The sequence below is a fragment of the Oleidesulfovibrio sp. genome, assembly GCF_047973035.1.
Lineage (GTDB): Bacteria > Desulfobacterota > Desulfovibrionia > Desulfovibrionales > Desulfovibrionaceae > Oleidesulfovibrio.
The window spans coordinates 1-22,328 of record NZ_JBKEBF010000019.1; the positions used below are offsets into that span (position 1 = coordinate 1).

General features: G+C 48.0%; 13 protein-coding genes and 2 pseudogenes. 8 read left to right on the forward strand and 7 right to left on the reverse strand.

The window, feature by feature from the left end:
• Together ACK5LI_RS05440 and ACK5LI_RS05445 are read right to left on the reverse strand one after the other, a co-directional pair.
• Positions 1–505 (reverse strand): YmfQ family protein (locus ACK5LI_RS05440; RefSeq protein ID WP_416946999.1); only part of this gene is annotated, 505 nt, incomplete at its 3' end.
• Positions 506–961 (reverse strand): baseplate J/gp47 family protein, encoded by a 456-nt coding sequence (locus ACK5LI_RS05445; protein ID WP_416947001.1) that lies wholly within the window; start codon positions 959–961, stop codon positions 506–508.
• Between the two features lie 151 nt (positions 962–1,112).
• Between ACK5LI_RS05445 and ACK5LI_RS05450 the strand changes: the two genes are divergently transcribed.
• The 3 genes from ACK5LI_RS05450 to ACK5LI_RS05460 all read left to right on the forward strand — a co-directional run bounded on the left by ACK5LI_RS05450 (position 1,113) and on the right by ACK5LI_RS05460 (position 3,651).
• Positions 1,113–1,415: a hypothetical protein gene (locus tag ACK5LI_RS05450; RefSeq protein ID WP_416947003.1), complete on the forward strand. Its 303-nt coding sequence runs from the start codon at positions 1,113–1,115 to the stop codon at positions 1,413–1,415.
• 460 nt (positions 1,416–1,875) lie between these two features.
• On the forward strand, positions 1,876–2,535 hold the full coding sequence (locus ACK5LI_RS05455) for a YagK/YfjJ domain-containing protein (protein ID WP_416947005.1): 660 nt from the start codon (positions 1,876–1,878) through the stop codon (positions 2,533–2,535).
• Positions 2,536–3,021: 486 nt separating this feature from the next.
• Positions 3,022–3,651, forward strand: a complete 630-nt coding sequence (locus ACK5LI_RS05460; RefSeq protein ID WP_416947006.1) for a DUF4125 family protein — start codon at positions 3,022–3,024, stop codon at positions 3,649–3,651.
• A 456-nt stretch (positions 3,652–4,107) separates the two neighbouring features.
• Here ACK5LI_RS05460 and ACK5LI_RS05465 read toward each other — a convergent pair.
• The 4 genes and pseudogenes from ACK5LI_RS05465 to ACK5LI_RS05480 all read right to left on the reverse strand — a co-directional run bounded on the left by ACK5LI_RS05465 (position 4,108) and on the right by ACK5LI_RS05480 (position 10,448).
• Positions 4,108–5,233: pseudogene (locus tag ACK5LI_RS05465) on the reverse strand (IS3 family transposase).
• Positions 5,234–5,517: 284 nt separating this feature from the next.
• A complete protein-coding gene (locus ACK5LI_RS05470) occupies positions 5,518–6,891 on the reverse strand; it encodes an MATE family efflux transporter (RefSeq protein WP_416947008.1) in 1,374 nt (457 codons plus the stop codon).
• Positions 6,892–6,918: 27 nt separating this feature from the next.
• Positions 6,919–8,700 (reverse strand): ABC transporter ATP-binding protein, encoded by a 1,782-nt coding sequence (locus ACK5LI_RS05475; protein ID WP_416947010.1) that lies wholly within the window; start codon positions 8,698–8,700, stop codon positions 6,919–6,921.
• Positions 8,697–10,448: an ABC transporter ATP-binding protein gene (locus ACK5LI_RS05480; RefSeq protein ID WP_416947012.1), complete on the reverse strand. Its 1,752-nt coding sequence runs from the start codon at positions 10,446–10,448 to the stop codon at positions 8,697–8,699. The genes ACK5LI_RS05475 and ACK5LI_RS05480 overlap by 4 nt, the downstream gene beginning before the upstream one ends.
• Positions 10,449–10,751: 303 nt before the next feature.
• On the opposite strand from ACK5LI_RS05480, the gene ACK5LI_RS05485 reads away from it, so the two are divergent.
• On the forward strand, positions 10,752–11,777 hold the full coding sequence (locus ACK5LI_RS05485; RefSeq protein WP_416947014.1) for a helix-turn-helix domain-containing protein: 1,026 nt from the start codon (positions 10,752–10,754) through the stop codon (positions 11,775–11,777).
• A gap of 83 nt (positions 11,778–11,860) precedes the next feature.
• Here ACK5LI_RS05485 and ACK5LI_RS05490 read toward each other — a convergent pair whose 3' ends face one another.
• Positions 11,861–13,939, reverse strand: a complete 2,079-nt coding sequence (locus tag ACK5LI_RS05490; RefSeq protein WP_416947179.1) for a TonB-dependent receptor — start codon at positions 13,937–13,939, stop codon at positions 11,861–11,863.
• Positions 13,940–14,367: 428 nt separating this feature from the next.
• On the opposite strand from ACK5LI_RS05490, the gene panD reads away from it, so the two are divergent.
• The 4 genes and pseudogenes from panD to ACK5LI_RS05510 form a co-directional block, all read left to right on the forward strand.
• The gene (gene panD, locus ACK5LI_RS05495) at positions 14,368–14,784 is read left to right on the forward strand and encodes an aspartate 1-decarboxylase (RefSeq protein ID WP_416947016.1); all 417 of its coding nucleotides are present in this window, start codon (positions 14,368–14,370) and stop codon (positions 14,782–14,784) included.
• Entirely contained in the window at positions 14,747–15,649 is a 903-nt protein-coding gene (locus ACK5LI_RS05500) for a 4'-phosphopantetheinyl transferase family protein (protein ID WP_416947018.1), read from the forward strand. The genes panD and ACK5LI_RS05500 overlap by 38 nt, the downstream gene beginning before the upstream one ends.
• A gap of 19 nt (positions 15,650–15,668) precedes the next feature.
• The gene (locus tag ACK5LI_RS05505; protein ID WP_416947020.1) at positions 15,669–17,513 is read left to right on the forward strand and encodes a non-ribosomal peptide synthetase; all 1,845 of its coding nucleotides are present in this window, start codon (positions 15,669–15,671) and stop codon (positions 17,511–17,513) included.
• Between the two features lies 1 nt (position 17,514).
• A pseudogene (locus ACK5LI_RS05510) lies at positions 17,515–22,236 on the forward strand (amino acid adenylation domain-containing protein); the annotation flags it as partial.
• Between the last annotated feature and the right edge of the window lie 92 nt (positions 22,237–22,328).

Consider the following 22,328-nt stretch of genomic DNA (forward strand, 5'->3'; position numbering starts at 1 on the left):
CCAGTAAATGATCGCCCCAGGTGGACAGAGCCTCGCCCGTGGCACTGCGGCCTGCGCTGAAGCGGCGCTCGGTAATGGCAGGAGCAGCTACGCCCCATGCCCATTGCCAGTCGCCGTTGGTCAACATGTCGCCCGCATGTGAACCGGCACAGAACGGCGGGTATTCGTGCACCACCACCTTGTAACCAAGCAGCATGGCAAGGCGCGTAAACCATGCCCGCGACAGGCCAGCTTGTTCCTGCACTGCTATGGCCAATGCCATGATGCGTTCCTGCAACGTGGTGTCAGGATGGGAACAGGCATCAGGCAGGCCGTAAACACGCTCCCAGTCCGGCAGCCATTCCTGTGCACGAAACGGGTCTATGCCCATGACGGCACGTACAGAAGCGGCCAGCGCGGCATCAAGGGCGTTGCCTTCCGCGTGCAGTTCCGCCCTCAGACGCGGGGCTTCCGGGCTGTAGCTGGTGGGGGGCAGCAGGTGTTGCAACAACCGGATATGGCTCATTTACATGGCCTCCAGCGTCACCTGCCCCAGTCTGGGCCATTGCAGGCGGGTTGCATCCACCACGGCCTGCACGTTAGCGGCGGGGGTTATCAGGCTTCTATCCAGCACGCCTGCCATACCGGAAATGATCGCTTCCAGGTGCGAGCGCACCACAAGATCACCCGGCACCAGCGTGGCAAAAAAGGCGAACAGCGCCTGTTCAAGCTGCGCCGTTACCACAGGCAGGGTTGTGCCCTGCAGCCGCACAGCGGCGTGCACATCCACTGGCAACGGTTGCGGGGCCAACACAGTGGCACTGGCGGCCGTGACGGGACGTTGTTCATCAATACGCGCCTGCACTGCCGTTACCAGCTCCGCAGTGGGCAAGCCCTCTGCAGACAGAACAGCAATATCCACGGTGCCGATGCCACGCCGCAGGGGGTACCGTGCTGCACTCTCTGCATCCTGTGCCGTCATTGCACAAACTTGATTCAGTTGCCCAATAAATGCTGTTACAAAAAAGGAGGCTCTTTATGAACTGGGGCTCATTGATCGCTGTGGCGATCGTCGTACTGCAAGCTGTGAAGGAAACGATGGATGATTAAAAAATACAAGGAGAGAGAACACTATGACAAACTATAGCGACCAGCAAAATATGTCTGTACCACTCGAACCGCATGGAACTGGAGAGGCGATGACTGCCCCAGTCGTTGCACCTGCTCCAAACAGAAGTACCGTGTACGCCTTTCTTGGTGGCTGCCTTGCAGGTGCTGCCGCTGTGGTCACGGCAGCCATTATGTTGGATGACGAGCCTGCATCTTGCCATACAGATGCTGAAGAGTCCGACGCAAACGAGTCTGGCGCAAACGAGCTTAAAGCGGATTTGTCAGTAAACCTAAGCAGCGATCCTGCATTGGCTACTTCTGAGTAGTGCTATGTGAACAACCAGAAGCTCGCCAATACAATGCGGCAAGACAGATGCCCGAAGTGAGTTCATTCTCGCCTCGGGCATCTGTCGTTTTGGACATCATGTTGGAGAAATGTGCTCCATAGTATGTGTACTAGCTTTCGATAGCAAAAATGGATTATTCTTTGTGTAAACTGCATATTACGACGTTAAAAATGCGTGAAATGTTAGTGGGCTAAAGTAGGTTTATTTGTAATATCTAATCTAAATATACTCACTATATTCAACGCATAATACAATTGTGAAATGTAATTGTTAAGGAAATATAGAATAAGAACAATAGAAGTTCTTGCTTGCTATTGTAAATAGTCAATCATGCACAGAGATTGCAATGACAAATTGAGTATGTGTTTATTTTTTAATCATGAACATGAAAGTATGTTCAAATTCATCTTTTATGAAAAATAAAAAAGGAGATAGATTAATGAGAAGAGAATATTCTAACTCAATGCACTACAGGGAGTGCGAGATGAATACAGGATTAGATCAGCAATATGCATTTTGCACTCAAATTGCTGATCGCATTATCGATAGAATCGAACATATGACACGACGTCACAACAAAGTGCTTTTTATACGCTTTGATTTGCGTTTTCCAAGAGACTTCCCTCTTGATGAATCGAACAACAAGATTTCTCGATTCTGGAAGATAGTAGGGGAAGAACTGGGACTTGAGGGTATTCACTTCCATTATGTTTGGGCGCGTGAACAAAAGGCAGAAGAGCATCAACACTACCATTGTGTAATCATGCTTGATGGTAACAAGGTGCAACGCTACCGAAACGTGCTGTCACATTTCGAGGCTATCTGGCATGGACTGTTTGACTTCAAAGCGTCCGGGTTGGTTTGGTTTTGTGACTGTGACCGCGAAGGAAACTCTGTTAAAAATGGCATCATGATTCGGAGACCATCACGTGATGCTACAGGGGAGCAAAGAGAAGAACAGGAAGAGCAGTTCCGTCGTGATAAGGACAGGTGCATCTATTGGGGGAGTTATCTGGCTAAGCAAAATCAGAAGGAATATGCACCCAGAAGAGCCCGTTATTATGGGGCTTCTCAGTTGCCGTTGACAGTAATGCGTTAGCTGGCGTTATTTCATCTCACTTAGATGAGGCAATGGGCGTTGCGTGATCGTGCTTTGATCATGCAGCGCTCATTGTTTTGTGAAAAGGATTGGTTGAGCTGTGTCACCATCGAGAACGCCACGTAGGCTTGATTTTTTTGAGCTGAAAATGGCTGAATTTGTGATTCCAGTAGAGTCTATCACATGAAGTCTTTGGCCCCTGGAAAAAGTGTCATGCTTTGTGAGCTATTTTTGTAGAAAAACATAGAAAAGTGAGACAATTACGTTTTTCGGAAGTCGTGTGTTTTAGAACACCTCCTACAAGCCCAAAAGCTGCACATTCAACAAGTTCTGGAATTTTTTGTATAAAAACCTGAGCTGCACATTCTTCATAAAGCTTGCGGGATAACGCCATACCTTGCATAATTTTCTCTAATGAATAACGTTTTTTACAACTGCGGCACAAAGCCATAACAGAGACACAGTTACATTTTTTTAGGAGATAGCATGCAGCCGACGCAAGAGCTGATTGAGCGCATTATGTCGCTTGAGCTTTCTATGTTCCAAAATGTTCATGGAAGTGACGGGCGGGCGTCATGCCAGAACGATCCTGAAACGTTTCGGATTATGCGAAAATCCCAATTTATCACATGGACAGCACAAATATTAGAAAGTTATTATAAAGACTTGCAAACAGCAGAGCACGACAAACGTAACCTGCTGTCAGAAAAGTATGCTTTCATGATGGAGTCTACCCATCCAAAAGAGTTCGCCGGTATTCGTCACATGCTGCCTGTCTTGCCTGCGCATTTTTGTGTCCTAAGAGAAAACATTGCAACCAACTACATGTTTTGGGAACAGGAACTTACAAAAAATTATCCGCACCTGAAAGCACAAGGGCGCCCTTCATTTTCCAAGCAAGACATTTTTGGCATAACTTCTGTAGAAACCTATTTACGCGGAGAACTTTCCACCTACTCGCTAACCACACTCCAAAAGCTTTTGGAATATACCAACGCATGCCGGAAAAAAGGACGTAATCTTGCAGAGGAAACCCTTGCTGAAACCATGGTCCATTATGGCTTTGCCTCCATACAAGAGGGCGAGGCATGGGCTGCAGCTAACGCGAAAAAGTAATGTAAAATGGTGCCATGTCTTAGTAATATGACACCCATTCTTCATGGACTGCTTAGATTTGAAAAAAGATCAGATTTGTAGAATGACCAAAAGGCTTCTTACGGCAATCCACTTCTGCATTACGTATCCGCCGGTCTTGTTGGCCTGATAAAGGCTACGAGAATAGCATCCCCATCTTAAACAAACCCAGCGAGAGTCAGGTGCGGCAACAAAACCCTAAAGTCACGTCAGTAAACATATGCTCTTCTTTAATTAAATTGCTCATCCTAAAATAGATTAGCAAGTAAGAGGCATATTGTTGTGACTCTCTTTTTTATTACCGTACTGAAAATCTGTAGCGATCAAGTTCTTGTAGGCATAAAGCGGACGCAGACATTCTAAGTGCAACCAAAGGCTATCCGCAGACTTTGAAGCTTGAGTTGACAAGAGCAGGACACACTTTGAATCGCCACTGATTTACTTGGCAGTCCCAACTTTACTAACAAACTTTTCTTCAAATTTTATTGGGGACAAATTCCCATTGTGCCCATTACGGCGAATCGAGTTATAGAACATCTCGATATAATTAAAGACGTCTTGCCGAGCCTCTTCCCGAGTTCTGTATGTCTTCCGCTTAATTCGTTTTCGTTTTAAAGCTGGAAAAAGCTTTCCGCAACCTCGTTATCATGACAGTTGCCACGCCTGTTCATGCTACAAACGAGATTGTGAGCCTTTAAAAATGAAAACCAGTCGTGACTGGTATACTGACTGCCCTGATCTGAATGAATTAGCACCTTACCTTTGCAGAAGGGCTTTTAACACCAGACCTGAGGTCATTTGTGGGCGCTTTGGCCAGCCGATGACCTGCCGTGAATATAGATCAATGACCACCGATAAATACAGCCATCCTTCGCGAGTTCGGGTGTACGTAATATCCGTAACCCAAGCTTGATTTGGAGCAAGCGGGTTAAACTGTTGTTTTAGGGGTTGTCCGCGTGAATAGAAGGCTTTCCGGATTTCGGACGAGGCATCTTGTAGCCAACCTGCGCCTTTAGGCCTGCTTGCTTCATCAGCCGAGCTACACGATTTTTTCCACAACGTTCTTCAAGTTCGCAAAGGTCATCATAAATGTTGTGATAGCCGTTGACGCATCCGCTTTCTAGCCAAAATTGTTTGATTAGTCCCAGCAGCCGTTCATTTTCTTTTTGTCTTGGCGACTTAAGCTGCTTGAGCCAGGCATAAAAGCCGCTGCGATATACATGCAGCATGCGGCACAAGTTGCGAACCGCGAACTCCTTTTCATGCACCTGAATAAAGGCATACTTCACAGGGACTCTTTGGCGAAGTATGCGGTAGCCTTTTTTAAGATGCCTCGCTCTTCTGTTACCCGTTTTAACTCTGCCTTAAGGCGTTTAATTTCGACTTGTTGGTCGTCAAGCTGGGTAGCATGGACTTCGCCATGGCCATACTTCTTTTTCCACGCATAAAGGCTGTGACTGCTGACGCCTAACCGTTGGGCAACTTCTTAGACGGGATAGCCGTGCTCGGCGATTTGTTTTACCGCTTCAATTTTGAATTCGTCAGTGTAGCGTTTGGCGTACATCGATTTTTCCTGAGGTCTCATTTTCATAACTCAGGAGTGTCTACGAAACTAGGGGCGATTCAAGCCATATTGACAACAAAAAAAACGACAATCTAGCCAGACTAATCATACTTGGAACATTACTTCTAGGGCTCGCTACTATAATGAAAAGAACTAAACAGAAAAGTCCATCTGGCTCATGGCTCTTGAACACGTAAATACTGTTCTGGGAACGCCTTTACGTGTTCAATGCAAAGTCATGAGAAAGTTTCTTTAGGCAGATTCTTCTGTCAACGTTTCCAAATTCAATGTGGTGATGTCATTTTTTTCCAAAAGCTGCGCCGCACACGAACAAAGAGCAAAAGCGCAGCCACAGTGATGGCGACAATCAGCCCGACCCACCAACCATGCACACCCAACCGTGGAAGCAGGTTCGCAGTAACGGTTGCTTCTCCAGAAAGGGCGTAACCAAGTGGAATACCCACTCCCCAATAGCAAGCTGAAGTCAGCACCAAAGGAATAGTAGTATCGTGTATGCCCCTAAGCGCTCCTGAAAGACCGACTTGAATAGAGTCGGTTAGTTGGAAAAAAGCTGCAATAACCAACAACCCACCAGTCAGATGCACAATAGCAGGATCACTGGTGTACAACGAAGGAATCCACGTTGCAGTCAATAAAAGTAATGCCGTTAGAATAACGCCGACCATCACAGACATGAACAATCCTGTGGCGACCATACGGCGCTCAAGAGCGGCGTTCTGTGCCCCGCGGGCTTGTCCGACGACAATACTAATGGCAATGGAAAGCGCCACGGGCAGAGTGAACAACACCAGTGAGAAATTGTAGGTAATCTGATGGCTGGCCACAGCGACCGTTCCCAGACGTGCAATCATAAGTGCAATGCAGGCCATAACCAGATATTCAGACAAAAACGCTATGCCAATGGGCAGGCCAGTCCGAAGCAGCTTCAAAACAGCTCCTGCAGCAGGAACGTAGATTTTTTTGAGCAACCTTGTTTCTTTAAACCTCGGTGCAACAGATACATACATTGCCACAGCCAGAAAGCTAATGACCCAGCACACGCCAGTGGCAATACCACACCCTTGCAGACCGAGCGCCGGGAAGCCGAATCCCCCAAACATAAGGATATAGTTCAAAATAATATTGCACCCAACTGCACCGAGTGAAATTGCGGTTACAACCTTGGGAGCCCCCTGCCCTTCGCAATAAAACCGCAGACTGTAAAACAACCCGCAAACAGGAAATCCCCACGCCAGACCGCGAAGGTATTTCCCAACCATAGGCAGTAATTCCTGAGGCAAACCGAAAATAGCGAGGTGGGACGAAGCAAAATAAATAAACAGCCCCATCCCCCCAGCAAGAATAAGACCGAGCCAGGCCGCCTGCTGGGTGATAAAAGGTATATCTGACTGTCTGTCTGCGCCGCAAAGTTGAGCCAGTTCAACCAACAGCGCGTACAAAATACCAATTAAGAAGGCCTGCATGGGAACCCAAACAGCAACCCCCAGTCCCACTGCGCCCAGCGCCTGAGTGCCCAGTCGGCCACACATCAGTGTATCCACAACACCATTGGCTATCTGCGCATACTGCGTTACGAGTATCGGCCCCATAAGAGCTACGATAGCTGCCATATCCTTCCAAAATTGAGTACGTTTCATCTGCGTTTCCATTCAACTATATAGTGTTCAAAGGCTAGATGGCTCAGGTGATTCCTGCCGCAGAGGCATAAAGGATGCGCGAAATTGCCATGACTCTGTTTGATGCTGAAGATCCCAGTGTCGATGATAAAGCCCTTTCTTATCCATAAGTTGCTCATGAGTACCCTGTTCAACTATGCAGCCTTGATCCAAAATAAGGATCTGGTCTGCATCACAAATGGTCGCCAGTCGATGGGCAATCACCAGTACTGTTTTACCGTACAACAGATTGTTTAGCGCAGACTGCAGGGCCAGTTCATTTTCGGGGTCAAGGGCCGAAGTAGCCTCGTCAAGCAGTACGATGGGGGCGTCTTTAAGAATGGCGCGAGCAATCGAAAGGCGTTGTCGCTCACCCCCGGAAAGTCCGGAGCTTACCCCGCCAACCACAGTTTGGTAGCCTTGAGGAAGCTTCATGATAAAGTCATGGCAACAAGCTGCTTTTGCAGCTTCCATCACCTCATGGTCCGTTGCTTCTGGATTGCCTATACGAATATTATTGAAAACCGTATCATGGAAAATATAAATATCCTGAAACACAACACTGAGCTTACCTAGCAACGTTTCTGGCTGTAGTGAACGGATGTCCAATCCACCAATGCTTATGGAGCCACTTTGCACGTCCCAGAACCGGGCAACCAGACTGGCAATAGTCGTTTTGCCCCCGCCGGAGGGCCCAGCCAGAGCTGTAACGCTCCCTTCGGCCACTGTAAAACTGACATTGTCAAGGGCATGCTTTTTCTCTTCATAAGCGAAAGATACATTACGGAACTCAATCGCATTTCCTGCCGGAGTCACCTCCGTTTCATTTACAGGAAGTGGCCTTTGGTCAAGAACGCCTGTAATCCTCACAGCGGCTGTGCCCATACCTTTCAATTCCGCCAGAAAGGCTCCTATATCCCGCAGAGGCTCAAAAAACTTACCCCCAAGCACAAGGAAGATAACGAGGGTGCCGGCATCAATCATTGAAACCGACAGTAGCCATATGCCAACAAAAAACATGACCACGAAACCTAAGTCTAGCAGGGCGGAATAAACAAGAATCGGGCCGACAGAGCTCAGTTCAAAGCGCATTAACGATGAGCGCTGGCGCTCCAGCGCCTGAGCCAGTGGCTTAAACCCCATGCCAGTAGCCATGCAGGAGCGGAGTTCCCGCACTCCGGAAATGTATTCAATGACATACAAAAACACTTTGTTGCGTGATTCTATATGTTTTTGCCCATACTCCCGCACTGCAGCACGCGCCAAATGTAAAACAGGAAAAGCCAACACGAAAACCAGACACAAGGGCATCGCCAACCGCCAATCAAGGGAAAAAAACAAGCTGGCAAAAATCAGGGGAAGCATGACCGATGCCACTAATTCTACAAAAAACTGACTGAAGACATTTTCTACACTGACCATGTCCTGAAGGATGTAGGCCGTGACTGTTCCAGGGTCTTTTCTTTTAAAAAAAGATAACGGTAAACGCTGGAGGTGTTCTCCTAGACGTACACGCGCCTTAGCCACCATTGCGCAAGCCATAAGAGTAGATTGCAAGCGCGCTATGGTAACCACGAGCAGGTAACATATTGCCAGAACAGTCAAAACGATGAAACATTGAAACAACAGAGTGTTGGTCAGCTCTAAACGCCCTCCGAAAAACCAGGCCACGATCATATACGTTAGTCCGAAAAGCAGTGTAGACAAAGCCGATAGGGCTATGGGTCTTACAAACTGCTTACCGCTACCGGAAATTCTAAAGATGGACCGGACAACCTGTGTTACCGTCATGCGACCGCCTCCTGCACACCGTTATATTGACGAGAACCAATCTTCCACTGTTTCGCTGTTTGAGAGGCGCTCCACATGGTCGCATATGCTTTGCATTCCCTGAGAAGTTGAGCATGCGTACCCTGCGCAACAACAAAACCATTATTCAAGACGATGATATGATCTGCTTTTTCAACTGTATGTATACGATGAGTAACCACGATTACGGTTTTGGTCGCCATAAACGCTGCAAGAGCTTCTTGGATTCTGCATTCATTTTCTGCATCCATTGCAGCCGTCGCCTCGTCCATAATCAACACAGGGGTGTCCCGGAGAATGCAACGGGCAAGCGCTATACGCTGTTTTTCTCCTCCGCTAAGCTGGACGCGGCCACCTTCGCCGATAATCGTGTCATACCCGTCTGACAATGCCTTGATTCGCTCATGGCATTGTGCCATGCAGGCGGCACGGACAACCTCGTCCGTGCTAGCGTGAGGGCTGCCAAGCTGAATGTTGTCAAACACTGAACCGGTAAAAATAAAAGAGTCCTGCAGAAAAGCGCTGACGGTCTTTGAGCGTTCTTCCAACGACATCTCAGCCATATCTCGTACGCCGATCTTGATAAATCCAGATTGCGGCTTTTCCATACCCGCGAGCAGCGCTGCTAAAGAACTTTTCCCGCTGCCACTAGGGCCAACCACAGCTACAAAACTGCCGGGCTGTATGCTCATGTTAATACCAGTCAGTACTTCAGACTCCCCATAGGAAAACGACAAATCTTGAACAACAATTGTACCTACAGCTTCTGTAAGTATGTTCTGTCCCGCCTTGGGTTGTTCGTCTTTATCTTCACATTCAAATAAAGCATCAATTCCGGCCATAGCTATGGAGAGCTGACTGAGAATTGCGCCGATACGCATCACCTTTATGAGCGGGGCAAGCATCATGGGACCAAGCATGATAAACAGAACAAGTTCAGCAACCTGAATTGAACCTTTTGAAAGCAGCCATAAACCGAGAATCCCCAGCGGCACATGGTTCAAGGTGACCAGCGCAAGAAAGGCTCCCCATCTTCCGGTCAGTTTTCTGATGAACGACGCCTGCATATCCCTGTAGTTTTCCACGCTTGTGCGCAACCTGTCGCAAGAATCAAGGCTTCTGTTAAATATTTTCACCACTGGCATGCCGCGAACAAACTCGATGATGGAGGTGTTCATACGTTCCTGTGCCGCACCATACGTAGCCATGAAGTCGTCCTGTTGGACTATTTTGGCAGAGCCACCCTGCACCCATAGTGCAAAAGGCAATGGAGCAAGAGCAGCCAACCCCATACGCCAATCAATAAAAAACAATGAAAAACCGATACCAAGAGGCAATGCAATGGCAGAAACTACGTCAGGAAGATGGTGAGATATGAACATGTCGACAAGGTTCACATCCTCGGTGAGCATTTTTTTCATACGCCCCTGAGAAAAAGACGATAGCGCTCCGCCACCAAGCCTGCCCACCTTCTCAAGAATATTCTTTCTCAGGGCTGTGCATACAATGTTTCCAACCCTATGACTCATAAGCCCCGAAGCAAGTGCAAGCACATAACGCACAACCATTGCTATGACTGTTAAGCCTCCGACAATCAAAAACCACTGGCTGCCTTGCTCCCGCTGAACCGGGGGAGCGAGGATAAAAAACGCTGCCACAGCCGGCGCCAAAGACAGCACGGCTCCCAGCAAAGAGCACCCTACAGCAGGAGCCAAAGCTGTGGGTCGCATACCTGCGTACTGAAATATCTTTATAACTATTTTGGAAAGCATGAGTGTCCTTTGGTTCACCTGTTACCCTAAATAAGCCTAGATTCGCTTCGCGGTGGTTGTTCTCTATCCACGTATGGGCATACCTGCGAACATTCTCTCGTTTGTGCCACCGCCGCTACCTGCAAAAGGAGCATCCACACCCGAAAATGAAAACCATTTCCACTCAAACAACGCGCCCTCTTGCTTTTGATTATGAATTTTGATATCAATAGCTCCATACGTCATAACTTACGGTCTTTTTTAGATAGGCAAGGAGGGATAATGGCCAGCATAATTGATATGGTCGTCCAACCCAGCTTGAATAACACCTTTTTTGGTGCGCTTGAGCAGTTAGGTTCCAAAGCGTACAAATCCTTTATACGCTCTATCGACGTGTCCCATTCAAACTATGCCCAAGGAGTTTGCGAACTGACTTTGAACTCTGGATTCAGCATGGTTACTGCTGACAATGTCGCTCCCGACCCACAACCGAAATCCTTTGCGTTCAAAAAATCACCTATTGTATTTTCCGTTTCTCTTTCTGGTTATGGAGTTGTCAAATTTTTCGATGATTCAAAAAGGGAGATACACGTATGCGACAACGATCTTTACATCGGGTACGCTCCTAACACCTGCGGAGAAACAGTTTCCATGGGCAAAGAACAGCACAGCAGTGTCATGCTCATTGCTGATCCACAATTTTTGCAGGATATTTTTGGCACGAAGCTTATACAAAGCCTTCCAGCTAACTTTGTCGACATCATACTAAAAAATGGCCAGTCGCTGCACGCCGAAAGCCTTCCTGCCCCTCCTCAGGCAATTGCTTTGGCCGACAAAGTGATGCGCTCTACACTTGCTCCCGATTTGTTTAAAGTATTTGCATATAGCACCGGTATAGAGATGTTGTGCCTTATTCTTGACCATCTTCAGGAATGCCAAAAAACAAAAAAAATACCACTTACTCAGGATGACATATCGAAGCTCAATCAAGTCCGTATGCTCATGAAGAACAACATAGTCACCCCTCCTTCACTGCAGGACCTTTGCCGAGAAGTAGGCATTAATGAATTTAAACTAAAGCGGGGCTTCAAGCAGGTTTTCGGCACCACAGTTTTTGGCTACCTGCAAAAGCAACGGGTCAAGACAGCATATCTTGCTATGATCAATGACGGAAAAAACGTAAGTGAATGCGCCTGGGACGTAGGCTACACTAATGTCAGCCACTTCATTGCCGCCTTCAGAAAACACTTTGGAGTCACTCCGGGAGCAGTAGCGAAAGGTTTCCGCATGGGTTGTCGATGCAGATAAACAAACAAGAAACCAGAGCGACTTCACATAAAAACGCGCAACACGTTAACCGAGCTGCGCGTTTCATTCCGTAATTCAAACGTTTAGAATGTTACTTCAACACGCAGGCCGAACTCTCTGGGCTTACCGACAGTACCCATATCAGATGTGGGCATATAGAAAGTCAGATAGCGCTCATCAAACACGTTGTTTCCATAAAGATAGGCTCTCCACCCTTCCGACTCGTACCCCAGCTTCGCATTGGAAATCGTCAGGCCGCTTCGGGAAACCGTGTTAGCGTCATTCCAATACATTTTGCCGTAGTTAAGCACTTCACCCCGAACGAACAAACCATTTTCAAACCGATACTGAGCTGCAGCGCTCAGAGTGTGCTCCGGAGTCAGGGGAACATCGTTACCGCTGTAATCAACTTCAACCCCGCTTATGTCAGTAACGTAGTCATCAAACTCGGCCCTTGTGAAGGCAGCCGAAAACTCCAGTTCCAGCCCTTTGACCGGCCGTGCGGTAACATCAAGCTCACCACCCCAGCTTGTCGCTTTACCGGCATTTTCGGCATAATAGTTATTGAATGCGTCAGTGCTCCAGGTTTGCAGATCTTTAATGTCAGAATAAAAAAGGTTGGCATTAACCATGAGCTTGTTGCTTAAGAACATGCTTTTGACACCCACTTCATAATCCCACGATGTCTGCTCCTCAAAGGTATGCTTTTCAGGGTCTGGTGAAGAGTTGTTCCAGTTAAAGCCACCCGGCTGGAAACCACGGGTTATACTGACATATCCCATGACACTCTCGGTAACATCATAAGAAAGACTCGCCTGCGGCAGTATAGCATCCCAATGTTGGGTTGTATGAGCTCTGTTGTCAGTCCCGAACGGATTCACGTGCTTAAATTGTATTTCTTTATCCGTATATTGGTAACGAAGGGCTGTAGTCAGTTTCATCCTATCATCCATAAAGGGGAATACAGCCTGACCAAATGCAGCGTAGTCATTAGACTTTTCTGTATTGTTATACAAAAACTCCATACCGAACATTTCTGAATATATTTTTTTTCTGTCATGTTCTTTGTGGCTACCATAGATACCCGCTAGCCAACTGATACCATCGCTGCCCTCAAGAGACTTGAGCCGGAATTCCTGACTAAACTCAAGCCTGTCCACATCACGGCCGGAAACAGGAATCGGCAACCCAAGGAACTGCATATCTTGTTCATATTCGACACTATCCTGTCGGTATGTCGATACAGAGTCCAATCTTGCCCAATCAAAGTCATATCCAAGTGAAAAACCAGTGCTCAGAGCATCGCTGTTGGTACTATCATTCGGATTTGCGGCAGTTTTCAAAGTCGGACTCATACCTTTAATATTAGGATCAAATCCCTTGCTTTCCTTGATGTATTCAGCAACCAGATTCATCTCAAGTTTTTCCGAGGGAGTAATACGCAATTGCCCTTTCAAACGCCCTGTATTTTTTTTGTTACTCTCTTCGCTGTTCTCATTGTCCATATAGCCATCAGTACCGTCATACTGCGCCGAGAGTGAGTAAAAAAGTTTGTCTTCTACAACAGGTCCCGTGGCAAGTCCTCCAATTTCACGGCTAAAGTAGCTACCTGTTGATCCATACGTCGTAAAAAAATTTTCATTTGTTGGTTTCTTGGAAATAATATTGATTACCCCGCCCATACTGCTTTTACCGTATAAAACACTCTGTGCACCACGAAGTATCTCAATACGTTCAATATTCAAAAGACTGGGGTCAGTATTCAGAAAAGAATCCATAGGAATGCCGTCCACGTAAACGATAAGTGGGTTAGCTTCCACAAATTCCATAGTTTTCTTGCCTCGGAAAGACATAAACCTGTTGTTGCCAACAGTTGTCCCTGTATAGAGGTTGGGAATGCGATCGAATACATCTTTAAGAGTCTTTATTCCCGCATCCTCAAGTTTATTACCATCCATGATAGTCATTGATATCGGTATCTTCTGAGCATTCTGCTCACGTTTATTGGCAAAAACTTTTACTGGCTCGAGTAAATAGCTTGGTCGGCTTTTCTTTTCCTCTTTCTGCTCCTCTGCATATGCCGGAGCCCCTCCCCCAAACACAAGCACCATGGCGAGCACAGCCAACAAAGAGCAGCCCAATTTAGTAACCCTCGATAACATATGCACTGTTTTCTCCTCATTTTCGTTGCATTGTTCAGTGGTCAGACATCACTTTAAAATGAAAATGAGAATTAACATCACCACAACGCTATACGACTCCCCTCAAACGGAGCATGCGTACCCAAAAAACGCTACGCCTATTCACAAATAAGCTGGGGCAAAGCTCAGCCCATCACTAACAGCCAGATAAAAAACAATATCTTTAAGCATCTACCATTTCGCCACTAAAGGGCCTGTGTGAGCCTGTTCCTAAATTTAAAAAAACAATGGTACAGAATAACCGCCTCTTCTTGGAATTGAAAATCATTTTCAAAAACGAGCATGCATAATCCTTCCTCGGGCAGCACGAAGAACTGAGAGCAACTAATGTATGCTTCATCAGTGGCTCAATAGCTCTTGAAAATAACATTACTATGGAGAAATTTTAGATGATTAAGATGATTCGCGCCAAGCTGCACGGTCTGAAAGTGACGGACAGCAATCTTAATTACAGAGGCTCCATCACTCTGGACCCTCTACTTTGCAAACAGGCCGGTATTTACCCGCTGGAGTATGTTTACATCTGGAACAAAACAAATGGAGAGAGAACTTCTACCTACGTAATATTCGGTGAGCCCGGGTCCAAATGCTGCGTTCTCAACGGAGCCTCAGCCCGCCGTTGCCAACCGGGCGACGAGGTCATTATCGGAGCATCCGAATATGTCAACTCGCCAGAAGATATCTGCAATGTAAAGCCCACAGTGCTTCTCTTCGACGACCAGAACAACGTTGCCGAAGTTCTCAAATATGACGCCTATAAAGACGGTAATGACGACTTCCAGTTCCAGATGGTCCCAGCTGACTAGCGCAGGACTTACGAACCCGAGCAACGCTCCATGCAGCGGACAAGCACGAGTTCCGCTGCATGAGCGCGCTGCCAGATCAACGAGTATCGACGTAACTTTTTCTGATGACATTGATATTTGGCTTGCTGATGCAAAAAGCTTTTTCCTGACCGACGAGGTTCAGGGTGCTTCAAACCAGTTTTCCATTGCCGCCCGAATTGCTGATGGCCTGCTGTCCTCAGAAGAATTGCTTCGAATGAAACGCTTTCATTTTACCAGAGATGCGCTGTTATTCTGCACGGCTCATATCCTGAAAAGGGTGTTGCTCAGCATGTACGAGCCCGCAGTTAATCCACACCAGTGGCAATTCGAGAACACTGCTTATGGAAAACCGAAGCTCAGAGCCATCCCGTTTGGCATTCCACTGTATTTCAACTTGTCACACTCGTGGCCGTTTGCAGCTTTGGCGATATCACGAAGTTGTCCTTGCGGAATAGATATCGAATTGTCCCGGGCAGAAAGCGGCTTATACGAAAACGTGTACTCAACGCTGCATCCTCTTGACCTGACTTTGATAGCAGAATCGATCGAAAAAGAACGTTGTTTTCTCGAAGTCTGGACCAGAAAGGAAGCTGCAGCAAAGGCACTCGGTACCGGACTGACTTGGGACTTCAAATCGTTCCATGTCTGTCCGAAGACGGCACTTGTACATGGAGCCCCCTGCGCGGCAACTCCTGTGAAAGCAAAAACCGTCTCTACCGCTCGCAAAGATGTAACTCTTGCCGTGGGCTGGATTAGTGGAAACACCGACATAACCATGTCCGAACCGCGATGGGTCAGTTCCCTTCCACTGTCGGACCTCGTTAACCATACAGGCTTGAAATAGACGTTCATGGAGAGTCTTAATGAAAATAGACATGTACGGACATGCCCCATGCAGTGGGCAAGACTCCTCTGATTTTACCGAACAAAAGCAGACGAGCCCTCTCTTGCAGCGCTTTTTCCGCATCGCGCAACTACATGGTCATCAACCAGCCTGTATATTTTCGGAGTTCAGCCTGAGCTATGAAGAACTGGACAAGGCATCCGACGCGCTGGCCACCCAACTTCAGGCACATGGCCTTGGCACCACTAAACCAGTGGGGGTCGTTCTGGAACGTTCTCCCGAGGTTATCGTGGCCTTTCTTGCAGCTGCCAAGGCCGGTGTTCCCTATGTCCCTGTTGCCTTAGAATGGCCGGAGCGAAGAAGCCGGAGTATTCTGCAAAGATGTAATGCAGGTCTGGTTATTGCCGCCTCCGAAAAGGCCTACAACAATTTTTGCGGACTCTCTGTCCTGCCTGTCATAATCACAACGGACAATCAATACGAACCAAGACCGTTGCCGACAAGCCCCGCAGAGCAACTTCCTCTGTATATTCTGCATACCTCCGGTTCTACGGGCCAGCCAAAGGGGGTTATGGTTTCACATGCCAACGTGCTGCACTTTGCGACTAATTTTTGCCACGAGGCCTTGCGCCCCGGAGCCAGAGTTGCATTTTGCGCAGCTCTAACCTTTGACGCCACCGTTCTGGAAATATGGGGCAGTCTGCTCAATGGCTGCACCATAGTGGGTGGCAGGACAAGCGATATCCTTGACGCACCCCGCTGCCAGAACTTTCTGTCTAAATACAACATCAGTTCCCTCTTTCTGGCCACAGCTGCGTTCAACGCTTTGGCCTTACAAAATCCATCGGTTTTTTCATCTCTGGGCTTCCTGTTTATGGGTGGAGAAAAGGCCACTCTGGAAATTCTCCGCAGCGTATTCGCAGCAGGACCACCTAAAAAATTTTACCATTGTTACGGCCCAACTGAAACAACGGTCATCATCACCAAGGACCTTGTGAATGGTATACCTAGTACTAAAGAGGACCTGTCAGTGGGTACCCCCATCGGCGACGCTGTTGTGCGTATCTGCGACGAACACGGCATTATGTTGCCAACAGGTGAAACAGGAGAAGTTGTTCTGGGAGGTCCAACTGTATCCATGGGCTATTTGAATGATGTGCAACGAACTGAGCAGGTGTTCATTCCTGACAATGACAATCCGGGTATGAAGCTATACCGAACTGGAGACTTGGGCAGACTGGACGCACAGGGAAAGTTGACACTACTCGGCAGGTTTGACGATCAGGTCAAAATCTCCGGCTATCGCGTCAACCTTGGTGAAATATGCTCCACCATTGAGCTTGCACCCGAGGTGGCCACGGCCCATGTCGCAGTCAGACGCGGTGCCGAGTCAGAACCCGTCGCCTATGTAGTCGTCAAGCCTGACCGCACGTTCTCCAAGGAGTCATTAAGCACTTTCCTGTCAAAACGACTCCCGCAATATATGCTCCCCCGTCATTTCGTCTTTCTTCCGAAAATGCCTATTAATGCAAATGGTAAAGTGGATAAAGGTCAACTTCCAGAACCATCAGTTCATATGCAGGACGAGTCCCCCGAAACTGTTCTGGGCCTGTTCCGTCTGGCCCTCGGCAGTAAGTATTTTACCGACACAGATTCTTTTTTGGCCCATGGCGGAACGTCACTCAAGGCAGCCTCACTCATTGTTTCCATCCGCAAGGCAACCGGGGCTACGATCCCTCTGGACATTTTTTACCAGAAGCGGACCATAGAACACGTTAACCTATACATTTCATTACTCAAAGAAAGTCAGAGCCCCGCAGCTATCCCGTCATCAAACAACTCCTACGAAGAGGTGATTTTCTAATATGAGCACCGCACATATTCACAATGATCTATCTTTTCTTCAGGAGTTAAAGCAGCGGGGAATTACCTTGCGCGCAGAGGAAGAAGGTCTCGTCTGCAAAGCTAAACCTGGTGCCCTGACGCCCGAACTTCGGAAGCGTATCACAAAAGCCAAACCCAGACTGCTTAGTCTTTTGTCCCGCATGGCCCCGGAAGAAGAATTCCCCCCCCTTAGAGCGAATCCAGAGGCACGCCACCTCCCTTTTCCCCTTACCGAAAATCAGGAGGCTTACTGGTTAGGAAGAGGCAGTGAACAGGACTCTGGAAGTGTGGGTATTCATGTATTCTTTGAGGTGCAGATTGCTAATTTCGATCTGCATCGTTTTACCACGGCATGGCAAGAGGTTGTCAGACGACACGACATGCTAAGGGCTGTGGTGCTTGGCGACGGTACCCAAGTGATACAGGAGTGCTCTCCAACCTTCACAATACAGGAGCATAAACTTTTCACCGGCGACTACGACAAATGGAACCAGCAGCTGGAGTACTCGCGCCAGAGGCTTGCCCATCAATGCTATAATCTGGCCGAATGGCCTCAGTTCTCTTTTGCGGTATTTCAACATGGCAATGACGCCCTGCTCATGGGAAGTGTTGATTGCTGGGCGTTGGATGGACGCAGTCTCCAGATATTGTTCAACGATCTGGCCGCGATTTACAAAGGTAAAGAATTAGAAGACCTTCCGGAAGTCAACTTTCGGGACTACGTTCTTCATCTGGAAACAATCCGCACTTTACCACAGTACCAAAAATCATGGGAATATTGGAAAGAACGTATCAAGAGTCTTCCTTTGGCTCCCAAACTACCCACAGCAGAAGCCCGCAGCAGACAACAACCTAATTTTTCGCGCAAATCAGCACAACTATCATCTGAACAGTGGAAATCGCTTCGCGAAGAAGCCCGGAAAAGAGAGTTGACTCTAGCCAGTTTGCTGTTGGCCTGTTATGCAGAAACTCTGTCCAGATGGGCAGAAGAAAAACATTTCACCATCAATGTTCCCCGCTGGAACCGCCTTCCCGTGCACTCGCGTATCAACGACATTGCCGGTGAATTTGCCAGCTTTTCCCTTATGGAAGTTAATCGCAGAAAACCGCTTCCGTTTAAGGAACATGCCCGTGCCGTCCAGCAGCAGGTACTGGAAGATCTCAAGCATGGCCTTGTCTCAGGCGTCAAAGTATTGCGGGAATGGCGCAAGGTTCTGGGGCTAACGCCCGGCACATTGGTGCCATACGTTTTTACCAGCGAGCCAGAAACAGAAACTGGTGAAGCTGGGTCGTGGGTCAGTTCTCTGGAGCAACTCGGGCGTGTCAAGCGTACCCTGACTCAGACACCTCAAGTCTGGATTGACAGTCAGTACGCGGTTGTAGACGACCAACTATTCCTGTTCTGGGACGTAGATGAGTCCATGTTCCCCAACGGCCTGCCTGATAAAATGTTTACAGCCTATGTGGATCTCGTCCGCAATCTGGCAGGCGCCACTGACTCCTGGGAAAGCATATCACCGATCCCGCTTCCGTTTGAGGAGCAGTCTCGCAGGAGAACATTGACCGGTGAAAAGGTGCCCATTGATCCGACCCTACCTTGGGAGCATTTAAAACATCACGCCAGACACTCTCCCGATGCTAACGCCCTTACAGACAGAGACGGTTCGCTGAGCTGGAAACAATTCAAAGAGGAAGTGCTTTTCTGGCAGAAGAGCCTGGCCCGACTGGGGGTCACACAAGGAACTCCGGTGGCTCTGGCCTTGCGTAAAGGGCGCCTGCAATCAATTGCTTCTATGGCTGTGCACAGCTTAGGCGGAGTCCTCATTCCTATGGATTACAATCTGCCACAAGCACGGGCCATGTTCATTTTGCAAAACAGCGGGGCACGCCTTTTACTCACAGACGGAGCAACACAAATACAGCCCGGTGAAATTGACGGTCTCGCTCTGAACATGGCCGCCCGCCAGAACGAGCAGATAAGCACAAAGGACTTTCCACTCAATGAGCACCCTCTTGACCCGTCCCTTTACTGCGTCATTTACACGTCCGGCTCAACAGGTACTCCAAAGGGAGTCATGGTGCCTATACGCGGCATCCTTAACATGGCGCAGCACACCTTGAAACGCTTCGGGCTAGGCTTCGGGGACGCTGTACTTTCGCTTTCTCCTTTCCATCACGATCTGGCGCTCTTTGACATTGTAGGTGGCATACTAGCTGGAATGCATACTGTATTTCCTGACCCGGATCATCTGCGTGACCCAGCATACTGGGCTATATACCTGAAGGAAAAAGATATAACTGTCTGGAACACAGTTCCTGCCATGATGACCATGTTGCTAGACTATCTGGACTCCAACACCGGAGTTGGTCAACTTCCGAACCTTCGTTACTCCATCCTAGGAGGGGACTGGATTCCAGCAAGTACACCACCGCGCCTAAAAGCCTATGCGCCTGAATGCACAGTGATATCCAGTGGCGGCCCTACCGAGACTACAGGCTGGAATATTCTCTACCCTATTAAAAAATATGACCCTAGCTGGAAAAGCATTCCGTACGGACGTCCCATCCAGAACGTTACGTACCATGTATGGGACTGCCACATGCAGGACTGCCCAGAACTGGTAGCCGGAGAACTGTTCTGCTCCGGAGAAGGCATCACTGCAGGGTATCTGAATGATGAAGAGAAAACCTGCAAAGCCTATATCATGCATCCTGAAACTTGTGTCCCAATGTTCCGCACTGGTGATCTGGGTAGGCTTACCTCACAAGGAAATATCGAATTCATCGGCCGCCGAGACCATCAGGTAAACCTCAACGGGTATCGTATCGAATTGGGTGAAATTGAAGCGACCCTAGCCCGCCATCCTTTAATAAACCAGGTGGTTGCATCTATCTATAGTGGCGCAGGCGGTAGTGGATTCATCGGTATGTGGTGCACCTGCATCCCTGGCGAAACCATCCCACGTGAGGAGGAACTCAAAACTTACCTCGAAAAACTGCTGCCCCGCCACATGCGTCCTCGATTCATCGGCATTGCAGAACAATTTCCGCTTAACAAGAATAATAAAATTGACAGGAATACCATAGCTAAATGGAACATCCGGCACGAAACAAGCGGAGCAGAGCCTAAAACAGCGACTCAAAAACACGTAGCCGCAGTATGGAAGGAAGTTCTCGGACAAGCATCTCTGCATATTGATCAGAACTTTTTTGAACTGGGCGGAGATTCAATAAGCGCAGTCCGTCTCTACACTATGTTGTTGGCCGAAGACTATCCAGGGCTGCATGTGTCCACCATTTTTTCCAACCCGACGATCAACAGTCTGGCCCGCGTCATGGATGACCACAGGCAAAACTCTGACACAGTTTGCCGACTGCCTGCCATTAAGCGGTACAACTCATCCACCCACACTCCGGCAACAAGAGCACAGCATCGGCTCTGGTTCGAAAACCAGAACCCCAGAAATCATGCTCACCACGTACTGCACTTCACCCTCAAGGTCACAGGGAACGTCTCGATTAAAAAACTGCAACACGCTCTTGAAACAGTAGTTTCTCACCATGAAGCACTGCAAACACGTTTGTTATTGAAAGGAGACGTACTGCTTCAGGAAATTGTCACGAATGCAAAAATTCAATTAGCGGTGGAAGACCTTCGTCTAGAAGCTCCCCATAAGGCTCAAGTTATTCTTGAAGGCCTGTGCCAGAGCAATGCCCTCAGGCCCATCAGCATGGAAGATGCACCTATGGGCCGGGCTTCTCTTGTGTTGCTCAATGATAGCGAAGCCCGTCTTCTACTGGCCTTTCACCATGCAGTCTTTGATGGGTGGTCAATGGGCATATTCTTGGCCGACCTCAAAAATGCACTCGAAGCAAAAAAATTGACCAGAGCACACTTCACTCAAGCTGATCTCGCTTTTTGGGAGCAAGAAGAAGAAACAATCCGGGCAATACAGGTCAGCATCGAAGCTTCAAAGAAAGAGTTTTCAGCCACAAAAACGAACACAACATTCTGGCCTGATAAAAATCAGCTCTCAAGAAGCGCGTTGCCGACCTATGGTAATGTAACGTTGAAACTTTCTCAATACATGGTCAGCTCTTTAACAAAGCTTGCCGCCAAAGCCGAAGTGACCGTCTTTTCAGCTCTTTGCACCTTATTCGGGCTTACTTTAGCCCGTCACACTAACTCAAAAGAAGTTCAGATTGGGACATATGCATCCACTCGAACTATGCCCGGACTGGACACTATGCTAGGCATGCTGGTCAATCCGGTGCCTCTGAATCTTGAATACGACACAGCAACCACCATTTATGACACACTAAAAGCAAACGGAAAAACGATTGCACGCGCTCAGGAAAAAGCAACAATCCCCTTTGATATTCTGGTACAGGAGCTGGCGCCTTGCAGAAATGCAGAAGAACACCCGCTGTTCACTATCGCTTTCAGTCAAGACAACTCCCCGTCTCAAACATATGAAGGCGGAGGAATGCAGCTGCAACCCCTTTCTGGCAGGCAGCACGGCACAGCCCTAGACCTAGAAGTGTCTTTGTTGCAACAAAATGACAGTTCACTTTTGCTTAACGCCACCTTCAATAACAGTCGTTTCAGCATACAGAGCATCGATGATCTGTTGGGTAGGTTCTGCTTTATAGCTGAACAAGCAGCACAGAACCATCATTGCGAACTTGCTGCTCTGCAACTCATGACTCCGCAGGACAGACTCCTCCAGTCCAGGTGGAATAACACCAGCCAAGAGTTCAAGTGCAAAACCGACCTTCTTGCACCATTTCTTAA

Coding starts and splice junctions, on each gene's coding strand:
- ACK5LI_RS05445 (WP_416947001.1), bottom strand. CDS start 961: ATGACGGCACAGGATGCAGAGAGTGCAGCACGGTACCCCCTGCGGCGT.
- ACK5LI_RS05450 (WP_416947003.1), top strand. CDS start 1,113: ATGACAAACTATAGCGACCAGCAAAATATGTCTGTACCACTCGAACCG.
- ACK5LI_RS05455 (WP_416947005.1), top strand. CDS start 1,876: ATGAGAAGAGAATATTCTAACTCAATGCACTACAGGGAGTGCGAGATG.
- ACK5LI_RS05460 (WP_416947006.1), top strand. CDS start 3,022: ATGCAGCCGACGCAAGAGCTGATTGAGCGCATTATGTCGCTTGAGCTT.
- ACK5LI_RS05470 (WP_416947008.1), bottom strand. CDS start 6,891: ATGAAACGTACTCAATTTTGGAAGGATATGGCAGCTATCGTAGCTCTT.
- ACK5LI_RS05475 (WP_416947010.1), bottom strand. CDS start 8,700: ATGACGGTAACACAGGTTGTCCGGTCCATCTTTAGAATTTCCGGTAGC.
- ACK5LI_RS05480 (WP_416947012.1), bottom strand. CDS start 10,448: ATGCGACCCACAGCTTTGGCTCCTGCTGTAGGGTGCTCTTTGCTGGGA.
- ACK5LI_RS05485 (WP_416947014.1), top strand. CDS start 10,752: ATGGCCAGCATAATTGATATGGTCGTCCAACCCAGCTTGAATAACACC.
- ACK5LI_RS05490 (WP_416947179.1), bottom strand. CDS start 13,939: ATGTTATCGAGGGTTACTAAATTGGGCTGCTCTTTGTTGGCTGTGCTC.
- panD (WP_416947016.1), top strand. CDS start 14,368: ATGATTAAGATGATTCGCGCCAAGCTGCACGGTCTGAAAGTGACGGAC.
- ACK5LI_RS05500 (WP_416947018.1), top strand. CDS start 14,747: ATGACGACTTCCAGTTCCAGATGGTCCCAGCTGACTAGCGCAGGACTT.
- ACK5LI_RS05505 (WP_416947020.1), top strand. CDS start 15,669: ATGAAAATAGACATGTACGGACATGCCCCATGCAGTGGGCAAGACTCC.